Source organism: Psychrobacter sp. JCM 18901 (assembly GCF_000586435.1).
In the GTDB taxonomy this organism is placed as follows: Bacteria; Pseudomonadota; Gammaproteobacteria; order Pseudomonadales; family Moraxellaceae; genus Psychrobacter.
Genome location: NZ_BAWH01000011.1, coordinates 1 through 12,998 on the forward strand (window position 1 = coordinate 1; position 12,998 = coordinate 12,998).

General features: G+C 42.9%; 7 protein-coding genes and 4 pseudogenes. 7 read left to right on the forward strand and 4 right to left on the reverse strand.

Going from position 1 to position 12,998, the window contains the following annotated elements:
• The first annotated feature begins 154 nt into the window (after positions 1-154).
• The 6 genes and pseudogenes from TT11_RS09225 (at position 155) to TT11_RS09250 (ending at position 5,703) form a co-directional block, all read left to right on the forward strand.
• Positions 155-478, forward strand: a complete 324-nt coding sequence (locus TT11_RS09225; protein ID WP_261870163.1) for a hypothetical protein — start codon at positions 155-157, stop codon at positions 476-478.
• 402 nt (positions 479-880) lie between these two features.
• Positions 881-1,939: a TRAP transporter substrate-binding protein gene (locus TT11_RS09230; protein WP_114701987.1), complete on the forward strand. Its 1,059-nt coding sequence runs from the start codon at positions 881-883 to the stop codon at positions 1,937-1,939.
• Between the two features lie 17 nt (positions 1,940-1,956).
• On the forward strand, positions 1,957-2,484 hold the full coding sequence (locus tag TT11_RS09235) for a TRAP transporter small permease (protein ID WP_261870164.1): 528 nt from the start codon (positions 1,957-1,959) through the stop codon (positions 2,482-2,484).
• Positions 2,481-3,770 carry a TRAP transporter large permease gene (locus tag TT11_RS09240; RefSeq protein ID WP_101204395.1) on the forward strand — a complete coding sequence of 430 codons (1,290 nt, stop codon included), beginning with the start codon at positions 2,481-2,483 and terminating at the stop codon, positions 3,768-3,770. Before TT11_RS09235 ends, TT11_RS09240 begins: the two co-directional genes overlap by 4 nt.
• A gap of 234 nt (positions 3,771-4,004) precedes the next feature.
• Positions 4,005-5,056, forward strand: a pseudogene (locus tag TT11_RS09245) (5'-nucleotidase).
• Between the two features lie 41 nt (positions 5,057-5,097).
• On the forward strand, positions 5,098-5,703 hold the full coding sequence (locus TT11_RS09250) for a rhomboid family intramembrane serine protease (protein ID WP_261870165.1): 606 nt from the start codon (positions 5,098-5,100) through the stop codon (positions 5,701-5,703).
• Positions 5,704-5,766: 63 nt separating this feature from the next.
• Here the strand turns inward: TT11_RS09250 and TT11_RS09255 are convergent, their stop codons facing one another.
• The 3 genes and pseudogenes from TT11_RS09255 to TT11_RS09265 form a co-directional block, all read right to left on the reverse strand.
• On the reverse strand, positions 5,767-6,315 hold the full coding sequence (locus TT11_RS09255) for a hypothetical protein (protein ID WP_261870167.1): 549 nt from the start codon (positions 6,313-6,315) through the stop codon (positions 5,767-5,769).
• Positions 6,316-6,476: 161 nt separating this feature from the next.
• A pseudogene (locus tag TT11_RS09260) lies at positions 6,477-8,346 on the reverse strand (sodium:solute symporter family protein).
• A 4-nt stretch (positions 8,347-8,350) separates the two neighbouring features.
• Positions 8,351-8,610 (reverse strand): annotated as a pseudogene (locus TT11_RS09265) (DUF4212 domain-containing protein).
• 802 nt (positions 8,611-9,412) lie between these two features.
• Here TT11_RS09265 and TT11_RS09270 point away from each other — a divergent pair.
• Positions 9,413-10,854: pseudogene (locus TT11_RS09270) on the forward strand (alanine/glycine:cation symporter family protein).
• Positions 10,855-10,992: 138 nt separating this feature from the next.
• Here TT11_RS09270 and TT11_RS09275 read toward each other — a convergent pair.
• Positions 10,993-12,630: an electron transfer flavoprotein-ubiquinone oxidoreductase gene (locus TT11_RS09275; protein WP_201579865.1), complete on the reverse strand. Its 1,638-nt coding sequence runs from the start codon at positions 12,628-12,630 to the stop codon at positions 10,993-10,995.
• Between the last annotated feature and the right edge of the window lie 368 nt (positions 12,631-12,998).

Here is a 12,998-nt window from a genome sequence, read left to right on the forward strand (position 1 = left end):
TTTGAATAGGATTTGCTCTTGCGCTGCATAAAATTGGCATGCAATTTTTGCGGTGCTCAGGTCAAGAATTCAAACTTTCCTACAAATCAGTTTGATGTGATACTATTTATTCACTTCTAGAATCTACTATTTGTCATTTATTTTGGAGCATATTATGGGCGTTTCACTCTACTATACTGCTGAACGTTCTACTCTCTTGACTCAACAGGAGCAAGAAAAGATCGCGTCAATAGTCGATGAATATAATGAAAATTTCGAGCATGCAGATGATGCAGAGACTTTCGATCTCTATGCATATGATGATAGTGAGTCAGAGGTAATACTAGCAGGAGCTACGAAGTTGCCTGCTAGTATGGATGTAGGAGATCTTATGTATACCCTAGAGCATTGGCTACAGTGTCTGACCGAGATTCGCCTTACGGTAACTGATGCAGAATGGCATGTGCATCTAGATGATAACGATGCTATATGTAGATGATAAATGGCAGATGGAAGAATAACGCTTTATCATTATTATCTGTATAACTGCCTAGAGCAGCTTCTATAAGCTCATAAAATATTTATACAAAAAAAGCTCTCAACTGGATAACAGGCTGAGAGCTTTTTTATGAGAAATTATTTTAGTCTACTTACTTTTTACTACTATCTATATAGACAATTCAAGTATTAGAAATATATCTGTAATATGAATATATCCTTTATAATATGCTCAAAATGATTTGACTTCTATCATTATAGCTGCTAATTTTAAACTGTATTTTTATTACAGGTGTGTAAAAAAATATATCTAAACCTTGTAGACAATTTAATCTAGGATGAATCAAATTGTCTGCTCGTAACACATTACTCCTATTCTCATAATTATCAAAAGGAATTGATAATGAAGTTAGCTCCTCTTTTTTCAATTGGTGCTTTAGCCGCTATTAGTCTTCTTGGCTGTTCTAACCAATCTGCTGATACGACTGATGGCTCATCAGCGACTTCTCAAGAAACTACCGTACTACGGTTTTCACATTTTTGGCCAGCAACCTCATCTATCAGTAAAGAAGTCTTCGAGCCTTGGGCAAAACAGATAGAAACAGATTCTAATGGTCGTCTAAAAGTGGAGCTTTATCCATCAGCGGGTCTTGCTAAAGCAGACGTTACTTATGAATCTGCTGCTAAAGGTACGATCGATATCGGTTCACAAGCGCATGGTTATACCAACGGTCGCTTTCCTTTGACTCAGATTACTGAACTTCCAGGTTTATCAAATTCAGCAACTCAAATGGGCTGTATGCTACAGACCTTATATGATGACGGTACTTTAGCAGGTGAATACGAAGACTCACATTTATTATTTATGTACGGGGCTGGACCTGGAGCGCTTCATACAACTGATAAGCTAATTCGAACACCTGAAGACATGAAAGGTATGCGTATTCGCCGTCCTTCAGCTGTTGCTGGTGATATTATTGAAAGCGCTGGTGCCTCGCCAGTAGGTTTACCTGCTAATGATATGTATACCTCGTTACAGCGCGGCGTTGTTGATGGTTTGAGTTTCCCTTGGGAGGCAGTAACAGCGTTTAAAATTGATGAGATTACCAAGTATCATACCAATATTCCTTTCTATAGTTCAGCGCTTATGGTCACGATGAATAAGGACAAATATGACAACTTACCTGATGATCTAAAACAAGTTTTGGATAAAAACTCAGGGATGGCATTAGCTAATAAGGTCGGTGAAGTGTTTGATAAACATGACCAAATGGCAATTCAAGCTGCTAAAGATAAAGGTGATGAAATTATCGAAATTCCTGATCCATTAAATGATCCAGACTGGAAAGGGCCACTTGAAAGAGGAACACAAAAATATCTAAAGGATGTTAATGCTTTGGGTTTGGATGCTGATAGTGTCTATGAAAAAGCAAAAGCTGCCAGTGCTGCCTGTAAGGTTTAACCTATTGGAGGTGTCACATGGCATTTTTAGTCAAGCTCAGCGTCTTAATCTCTAGATTATGCCAGTTCATTGGTGGGATCAGTCTCATTATCATCGTCCTAACCACCATGCTCGACGTCAGCGCGCGCTACATATTCAAACTCACAGGCGGTGAGTTTGGCTTTACCGTCAAAGGCAGTGTAGAGATTGTCTCCTACTTCATGCTATTTGCATTACTCGCTGCCTTTGCTGCTTTTGTCGAACGCTCACAAATCATCGTAGATGTCTTTACCCAGAAGATGCCCCAGTCTATCAAAGGCTACATGATGGGCGTCTTTATGCTTGGCTTCTTTGCCATCGGCATCGTCTTTGCATGGGGACTCTATGAGAGCGCCATCGACGCCATGGAGTTTGGCAAAGTCACCCAAGATCTTCGAATATCTATGATGCCTATCTATATGGTTAGTGCATTCTTAAGCATCCTACTAGCCATTCGCTCATTGATCGAATCCATCAACATCTTTAAGACAGGCGAATTCTTTGACGCCGAGGAGACAGGCGCATGAGTCCAGAAATTATCGGTGCGATTGGCCTAGTGGTCATGATCCTGCTTGTTGTCCTACGCGTACCTGTGGCACTTGCCATGTTAGGTGTGGGTCTAGTAGGTTTTGGTGCGGTTACCGCGCCTAGTGGTGCTCTGCAAATGCTTAAAGACATCCCAGTCGATGTCTTAGCAAAGTATGACTTTAGTGCCATTCCTTTGTTTATTCTGATGGGCGTGTTTGCTACTCACTCTGGCATGGCAGGTAAACTCTTTGAAGCTACCCGAACTATATTTGGTGGGGTAAGGGGAAGTCTTGGTATTGCTGGTATCGGTTCGTCCGGTATCTTTGCCTCTATCTCAGGATCATCACTTGCTACTGCCTCCACCATGACCAAAGTGGCCTTACCGCAAATGGAGAAGTACGGCTATCAACCAGGCTTTGCCTGCGGTATCTTAGCCGCTGGCGGTACGCTTGGTATTATGATTCCGCCCAGTATTGCTCTACTGGTCTATGCCATTTTAACCCAGCAGTCAGTTGGTGACATGTTCATCGCGGGTTTCTTACCCGGTATGCTCGGTATGGTGATGTACTCACTCACGGTCATGGTGATGGTACGCTGGAAACCGCATCTAGCAAAACGTGGTGAGAAAACCACGTGGAAAGCCAAGCTACTGTCACTGACTGGTCTGATACCGTTTAGCTTTATCTTTATTGTGATTATTGCTGGTATCTTCTTTGGGTTATTTACCCCAACAGAAGGGGCCGCAGTAGGGGCGTTTGTCTCTTGGGCTTATGCCTTTGCTAAAGGCATGCGCTTAGATGGTCTTAAGCAGTCATTGATTGAGACACTAGCGCTCTCTGCAGTGGTGTTCTTTATGCTACTGGGTGCAGAGGCATTGGGGTATTTTATCTCAGTCTCACGCCTGTCTTATACCTTGGCATCTTGGATTGGTGGGTTGGCAGTCAGTCCAATGATTGTCCTAATCTGTATTCTATTCATGTATTTCCTATTAGGACTGTTCATGGATGCCTTAGCGATGCTGGTAATTACCATTCCCGTGGTATATCCAATCATTCTAGCGTTAGGGTTTGATCCGGTCTGGTTTGGCATCATTGCGGTATTAACGGTGGAGCTTGGTTTGATTACGCCGCCGATGGGGATGAATATCTTCGTGATTAAGGCGATGGCGCCGCACATTAAGCTGAGTGATATGTTCCGCGGGGTGGCACCATTCATTGTCTCTGATGTGATTCGTTTGGTTATCTTGGTGATGTTCCCTGCCATCTCTTTGGTGTTGTTGGGATAAGCTGAATATAAACCATAGCTTATAAAGTTATTGTATGAAGCCATATTGCTAATAAAGCAGTGTGGCTTTTTTATTGGCTGATATTTTGACTAAGAATTAAGAGAGGGATATTTTACAAACTCACAATCCATGACGCTGCATGGTGATAACTTTTCTTAGTGTTATAAAGGCCTGTGAATGTAGTAAACTGGTTTTCATTCATTTTCCTATATAACTTTATAAGTAGAGATAGTCATGGCTGTCGATTTTAGTAATACGCTTATCGTCGCAATTTCTGCGACGGCACTTTTTGATTTGACTGAATCGGAAAACTATTTGCTAGAGCTGCTAGAGCAACGACCTATAAGTGCTATAAAAGAGTTTAGGGAGTACATGACCGAGCGTGAAAATAACCCCTTGAATATTGGTGCAGGTTATCCGCTAATTAAAGCGTTACTAAACCTAAATAAGTATTCTGATAATAGCGATGAACAAGATTCAGACATTGAAACACCATTGGTCGAAGTCGTTATCGTCTCAAAAAGTAGTCCAGACACTGGTATTCAGGTACTTAATGCAATTTTAGAACATGGTATTAATATCTCCCGTTCTGCTTTTGTTTCAGGTAGCCCTGTTGCGCCTTATATCAAAGACTTCAACGTTGATCTGTTCTTGACCACCAATCGCGAGGATGCCCAGCAAGTTGCGGATGCCAATATCTGCGCCTGTGCCATACTAGACGCTACGCCTGTGAATACTTATGAGTTAGATACTGAGCAGCTGCGTATTGCCTTTGATGGGGATGCGGTGCTTTTTGATGATTCCGGTGAACTGCTATACAAACAAAAAGGGCTACGAGCCTTTCATGATCGTGAAGTACAAATGCGTGATTTGCCGATTGAAAAAGGCCCTTATGCTGAATTGTTGATTAAATTATCAAATCTGCAGGAGCGCCTACCTGCTGGTCTAAAATACTCACCAATAAAAATTGCGCTGGTGACCGCGCGCAATGCACCAGCTGACTTGCGTGCTATTAAGACACTACGAGAGTGGGGCGTTAATGTTGATATGGCGTTTTTTTGGGAGGACTAGAGAAAACAGCGGTACTCAGAACATTTGCGCCGCATATCTTCTTTGATGATTCAATCAAGCATATCGATGCGGCACGTCGCTTTATTCCTACGGCCTTGGTTCCGTATCATTCGACGTCATTATTGCATGGTGACAACTATCTCACTGCTGATGAGGATGCATCATTGTTATCATTCAAACCTGCTGTGCACCCACTATTTGCTGTAAACCATTAAGTAGGTATAAAAAAATCTAGGCAATAATAATAGGATGGTATATGAATTGGCAGCAGTTGCTTAACTTGATTTTCGTACGGATAAAGCAGGTCATTGGACTGTATGCTTTTGTGCTTATACCGATGTGGGGCATGTTTTTTCTAAATGAAGTGGCCTTATTTGGTATGTGGAATATCTTTGGTATCGTGCCGCGTGCTTTAGATGTGGGTAGTATGATAGGGGTATTTGCTTCGTGGACCATGCATGGCAATTTGTCGCATTTGACTGGCAATACAGTGACGCTATTACAGATTTTGTTTTTGTTTGGACTGTTTGAGAAGAATGCTTATCGCACGGTAATTAAACTGGTGGTCGCCTCAGGACTGGTTACTTGGGTTATCGGGTCGCCATCTTCCATCCATATCGGCGCATCAGGGCTTTGTTTTGCAATGTTAGGTTATATGATAGGCGGGGCTATATTTGCGCGGCGTTGGGGTTATCTGCTTGCTTGTATTGTTATGGGAACTGGCTATTGGCTGACCATTAAGCAAGGATTGATGCCGCAACAAGGTATCTCATTTGCGGCACATTTTGGTGGCTTGTGCGCTGGGCTACTCCTAGGAGCTAATTCAAAGCATACTTATTCAGCCGCTTCTCAACGCTATTAAAAGCAACTGGATGTCAGTATTTAATGAACCAGCATAATCATAACCGTACTAAGCGTTATTGGATCAGACGCTTGCATCAGTACAGATTTTGATAAATAAAGGGTCATCTGTAGTTAGCTCTCGCCATGCAGTGGTCTGTTTAACATGTTCATCCACCGTCAGCGTGCTACCTTTTTCTGGTATCACGTAGTCTGCTCGGGCAGGTGTAGTGCAATCTATTACCTGTAAAATCTTCTGCACGCTTCTGCGTCTTTCAAACAAATACAAATTAACTAAATGCATATCTGGATTGTCAGCATGCATGCTAGCATTGCCCGTATCTGCCGCAATAAAGCGCAAGACTTGTGGTTTAACATAAGACCATGGGCGAAACCATTCCGTGCTTTCTGCTGTTTTGACAACTTCTACGCCTTCTGGCAGATCTCGCACTTGTTGACCATACCAGCTGTATTCCTGGTTTATCTGAAATGCAAACATCCCAATAGCAGCAAATAAGGGAATCAGCCATTTAGGTGCACGTTTGCCTGCCAGTTTGCTGAGGTGAGTTATGATAAGTGCTAGTCCAGCCATACCAAATGCGGCAGCGATGGTAGCGATAAACTCAAAAAGCATAAAATATTCCTTAATGCGTTAGATGTGTCTAATTGAACCTCTTAGATAAAGTAAAAATCTAAAATTTAGTTATTATAGCTATAGGATAAAAAAATCACCCACAAGCAGCTACTGCCTGTGAGTGATATATAGTAACAGAAGATATATCCTCAGTTGTGAGCTTAGTGGTCGACCGCACCGCCAGCGCCACGTGGAGAACGTACGCTCTCAACTAGCTCTTGAATATGTGCTGGTGGTGGCGCAGTAGCATAAGATACAGCGAATGCTACGATGAAGTTAAGCAATGCACCAACTGCACCAAATGATAGTGGTGAGATACCAAATAACCAGTACTCTTCAGTATCAGGGAAGTTCGCTGTACCACTGATGAAGAACCAACCTTTGAACATAAAGATATAGACAAGAACGACTATTAAACCAGTCAACATACCTGCAATAGCGCCAAGATTGTTGATGCGTTTAGAGAAAATACCCATCATTAACACAGGGAACAATGAAGAGGCAGCAATACCGAAGGCCAGTGCTACGACCTGTGCGGCAAACCCTGGCGGATTCATACCTAAGTAAGTTGCTACTACAATCGCCACACCCATAGTGATACGAGCATATTTTAGCTCTTGTTTATCAGTGATATTTGGGTTTAAGTTACGTTTGATCAAGTCATGACTGATGGCTGATGAAATTGCGAGCAGTAGGCCTGCAGCGGTTGATAGTGCTGCTGCCAAACCACCTGCAGCAATCAGACCAATAACCCATGGTGGAAGCTGTGCAATTTCTGGATTCGCTAGAACTAAGATATCAGCGTTAACATCAAGCTCGTTACCTGCCCATCCAGCGTTAGCAAAACGACCATCAAGCTCTGCATCATGTGCAATACGAGCGGTTTCTACCGCTGCAGTTGCTGCAGCAACATCGCCACCGTCAGTTTGAGCAGTATTGAGGGCGATCTGAGCAGCACCTAACCCACTATCACTGTACAACTGAATACGACCATCATTGTTTAGATCGTTATACTTGATAAGACCTGTTTCTTCCCATGTCATCATCCAGTCTGGACGTTGATCATATTCTAGAGGCGCTTCTGCAACCCCTTGTGGGTAAACGGTGTCAATTAGGTTTAGACGAGCCATAGCACCTACTGCTGGAGCAGTAAAGTATAGTAGCGAGATAAATACCAGTGTCCAACCTGCTGTCCAACGTGCATCAGCCACTTTAGGTACAGTGAAAAAAACGAATGATAACGTGTGGTAGACCTGCTGTACCGATCATTAGCGTCAAGGTAAATAGCACCATGTTTAGCTTGTTAGGAACATCAGCCGTATAAGAGGCAAATCCTAAGTCAGTCACAACTTGGTTAAGCTTAGTCAAAATAGGGACACCTGACTCGACATGGTTTGAAAACAAACCAAGGCCTGGAATCGGGTTACCGGTCAACTCAAGTGAAATAAAGACAGCAGGAATAGTATAGGCAATCATCAGAACCACATACTGTGCAACCTGCGTATAGGTAATCCCTTTCATACCACCAAGTACGGCATAGAAGAAGACAACAATAGCCGCAATGATAAGACCAGTACTACTCTCAACTTCTAAGAAGCGCGAGAATGCAACACCAGCACCGGTCATCTGACCGATAACGTAAGTGGTCGATGCGGTAATCAAACAGACCACAGCAATCATAGCAGCCGTTTTTGAGTAAAAACGATCGCCGATAAAATCAGGAACCGTGAACTTACCGAACTTACGTAAATAAGGCGCTAAAAGCATCGCTAGCAGAACGTAACCGCCAGTCCAACCCATCAAATAGGTAGAAGCGCCATAACCACTAGCAGCAATAAGACCTGCCATTGAGATAAATGACGCCGCACTCATCCAGTCAGCAGCTGTTGCCATACCGTTAACGACCGGATGGACACCACCACCAGCAACATAAAATTCACTGGTTGAACCAGCACGAGCCCAAATCGCGATACCGAAATAGAGAGCGAAGGATAGACCCACAAAAATAAGATTAATTACAAATTGACTCATGGGGCTATTCCTCGTCTACGCCATATTGTTTGTCTAACTTATTCATACGCCAAGCGTAAAAGAAAATTAGGATGATAAATATACCAATGGATCCTTGCTGAGCAAACCAAAAGCCCAGATCAGTACCACCGATTTTGATACCAGCTAACAATGGACGAAACAAGATACCAAAGCCATATGAGCATAGCGCCCAAACAACCAAGCTGCCGAGAATGAGACGAATATTGCGCGCCAATATCCAGATGGATCGTTGTGGTTTTCCATAGGACAACTCCTTTTGTCTTACCTAAAAAATATCAACCATATAAAAAGAACTGCGATTATTTCTTACCACGAAAAGTATAAAAAATAGTCAGGTACTGCTTTATATAGTGAAAACGATGATGCGTGATAGTACGTTTAATGCTCGGTAATTCTCTACTTCAAATAAAAGTAGTTAACTATTTAAGCATCGTATTGACCTAAACCATCGAATGGCAAAAATAACGTTTCTTGAGGAAGACAGAAGGGTGGACTATCCAGTGTCTTTTTAACAATCTCGTCTTCCTGACAAGAGTTTAATCTTTTTAACACGCTAACCTGTTGTGCTTCTTGTACTGATTAATAGCTTCGATAACCATAAAACAGTATAAACGGATATAGAATTTATATTAGCACGGTTTAATAAAGATAATTGCAAACTACTACGCATAAATAATAAGTAAATTACTAAAAATTAGTTTGCTAAATATTTATTAAAGAACCTAACGTTACGGCAACCGAGTAATTTATACGATTAAATTATCACTTAATCTATTCTATATAAGATGAAACATAAGCATTATTTATTTTAAAAATAACTATATAAAGTCGATAAGTAAACGTGATGGTCGCATGTCGCTCAATATCTATATCATGCACGTGTCTTTTTGGTATCAGGTATTTTGCACAGAGGCTTATATAGTCCATGGCAATCAAAATATGATATCGATATGAAATTTAAGTAACGCGTATAAAGAATGAATAAGGAGCCATATGAACGAAGATAGTAGGTTGGTTTAATAACATCGTAAATTATGGTGTCGGTATTATCTGGGGTAACAACGATTGGCTGATTGCTAGTAACCCTTGGTATGGATTACTGATGTTCTTACTAATTGGTGCGGGTCTTTACTTCACCGTCGTGACACGTTTTATTCAGTTTCGTCATTTTGGTCATATGTGGAAGTTGCTACGCGTGTCCAACCAAGGACGCAAAGATGGTGGTATTAGCTCATTTGAAGCATTGATGACGTCGCTGGCCGCGCGTGTTGGTACTGGTAACTTGGCAGGTGTGGCAATTGCCATCTATTTGGGTGGACCAGGTGCTGTATTCTGGATGTGGATGACGGCACTGGTCGGTATGTCGACCAGCTTTATCGAGTCAACCTTAGCACAGGCATATAAAGTACCGCACAACGATAATGTGTACCGCGGTGGCCCTGCTTATTACATCGAAAAAGGTCTAGGCAAGCGCTGGCTTGCCGTGTTTTTCTCATTATGTTTGTTAGTGGCCTTTGGTTTGGCATTTAATGGCGTACAATCAATACCATCGCTCAAGCGACCAACGAAGCCTTTGGTGTGCCAACGTGGATGACAGGTTTGGTATTGGTAGTACTGGTAGCGCCAGTGGTATTCGGTGGTTTACGCTCAGTAGCTCGTATCGCGGGTAAAATCGTACCAGTGATGGCTATCTTGTACATCTTGCTAGCGCTATTCATTATCGTGACTAACTTCAGTCAATTCCCAGCAGCGATCGCGTTGATTGTAAAATCAGCATTTGGCTTTGAGCAGGCAGCAGGCGGTGTCATCGGTTATGGTATTGCACAGGCGATGATTAATGGTATCAAACGCGGCTTGTTCTCTAACGAAGCAGGTATGGGTTCAGCACCGAATGCTGCAGCAACGGCAAAGAGTCATCCTGATCACCCAGCAGTACAAGGTTTTATGCAGATGCTAGGTGTATTCATGGATACTCTTATCATTTGTACCGCGACGGCATCGATTATTATCTTGTCTGGCGTGGTTGATCCTAATGTCGAGCAAGAAGGTATTCAGTTAACTCAGCTAGCCTTATCACAGTATGTTGGTGACCTAGGTGTTGTGTTTGTGGCGATTGCGATTTTCTTCTTCTCATTTACGTCTATCATCGCCAACTACAGCTACGGTGAGTCAAATCTTGAATTTATCTCTGGTGCCAAAAATGCCAAAGTAATGATTATGGTTTTCCGCTTCCTAGTGTTAGGTATGGTATTTATCGGCTCTGTTGCTAGTTTACCTGCTATATGGAACTTCGCTGACTTGTCTATGGGTCTGATGGCCTTAGTCAACTTAGTGGCTATCTTGCTGTTGTCTCCTGTAGCGCTAAGAATACTACGTGACTATGAGCGTCAGGTAAAAGAGGGTAAAACAGGCGATCAGATAAAGTTTGATCCTGATAACTTTGTAAAACTCAGAGATGAAGCCAACCGTGATGCTTGGACAGACTAAGCAGTATTGATTGGTAAACATAGCTTGTTCTCAGCACTAAAAAAAACCGCCCGACTCTTATGCAGAGAAGGGCGGTTTTTGTTGAAGTAAAGTTTTAATGATATTAACTGTACCAGCTCAAATCAGAATTATCCTGATTTACATGTTTGGGTAGTTAGGACCACCGCCACCTTCTGGCGTTACCCAAGTGATGTTCTGTGAAGGGTCTTTGATATCACAGGTCTTACAATGCACGCAGTTCTGCGCATTGATGACAAACTTAGCACCTTCAGCGTCTTTGACCACTTCATACACACCAGCTGGGCAGTATAAACGTGCAGGCTCAGCATACAACGGTAAGTTGATTGAAATAGGTACCGTCGGATCAGTAAGTTTTAGATGCGTTGGCTGATCTTCTGCATGGTTGGTGTTAGAGATAAATACCGACGACAATTTATCAAATACCAACTTACCATCAGGCTTAAGATAGGTTGGTTGATAAGCATGATTAGCACGCTCCAACTGATCGTAATCTGGGATATTGTCATGCAAAGTGAATGGCATTTTACCTTTTAGCAAGTTGTGCTCGATAAAGGTGAAAGCGCCGCCCATGAACAGACCCATACGGTGAATCGCCGGTGAGAAGTTGCGCGACTCATAGTTATCTTGATACAACCATGACTCTTTGTACATTGTGCTATAAGCAACCACTTCATCATGCTGACGTTCAGCTTGCAACGCCTCAAAGATAGCTTCGGCTGCGAGCATGCCTGACTTCATCGAGGTATGTGTGCCTTTGATTTTTGCTGGGTTTAAGAAACCAGCATCATCACCTACCAATACGCCACCTGGGAAGGTGAACTTCGGTAGTGAGTTTAGACCACCTTTGGTCAACGCACGTGCGCCGTAAGAAATACGCTTACCGCCTTCTAGAACGTTTTTGATAACAGGGTGCGTTTTCAAGCGCTGCATTTCATCGAATGGAGACACGTAAGGGTTGTGGTAAGACAAATCAGCCACAAGACCAAAGCTTACTTGGTTGTTTTCATCAAAGTATAACCACCAGCCGCCAGTAGAGCCAGTTTCAGTCAATGGCCAGCCAAGACCATGCATGACAACACCTTGCTCATGCTTTTCAGGCTCAACTTCCCATAGCTCTTTTAGACCGATACCGTAATGCTGAGGATCAGAATCTTTATCTAGATCAAAACGGCTGATTAAGCGTTTGCCTAAATGCCCACGGCTACCCTCAGCAAAAATAGTGTATTTAGCAAGGAGCTCATAACCAGGCTCAAAACTTGGCTTGGCTTCACCATTGGCCGCCACACCCATATCACCCGTTAATACACCTCTGACCGAACCGTCGTCGTTGTATAAGATGTCATCAGCAGGGAAGCCTGGGAACATCATGACTTCAAGCTCTTCTGCCTGTACGGCTAACCAACGAACGACATTACCTAGCGAGACAATATAGTTGCCATCGTTGTGCATCGGACCTGGAATCAAAGAGTCAGGCACTTTAGTTGAGCGTGTGGCAGAGTTTAGATAATAGAAACGATCTTCTGTCGCTGGCACGTTAAGCGGTGCGCCTTTTTCTTTCCAGTCAGGGATTAGCTCATTTAGAGCGCGTGGCTCGATGACTGCACCAGACAACGTATGGGCACCAAACTCAGAGCCTTTTTCGACCACACAAACCATAAACTCATCATTACCAGCTTCAATAGCGAGCTGGCGCAAACGAATGGCAGCAGACAGACCTGCAGGTCCACCACCAACGATGATGACATCGAACTCCATTGATTCGCGTTCGACTTCAGGTTCCGCGGCAACTGGCGCTACGACTGGTTCTGCTTTATCTAGCGTTGCAGTCTCTGTCGCTACTGGTGCGTCAGCATTCACAGTATTACCATCGATAACTGGCGTTTGATTGTCTTGCTCTTGCATACCTACTCCTAAACTTTTAGTGGCTTATCTCAGGGCATCATTAGCTTAACAACTGAATAATAGACTTGCGGCGCTAACGTCACTCAGACATATGGCTGCCCGATAAAACTGTCTTTGCGGCATCAATTGACCCGTCATGGTTAATACCAATTTATCTAAGGATATCAACACATAACGTAAGATGTGTCGTCAATACAACACCCACTTGACCATTTCAATAA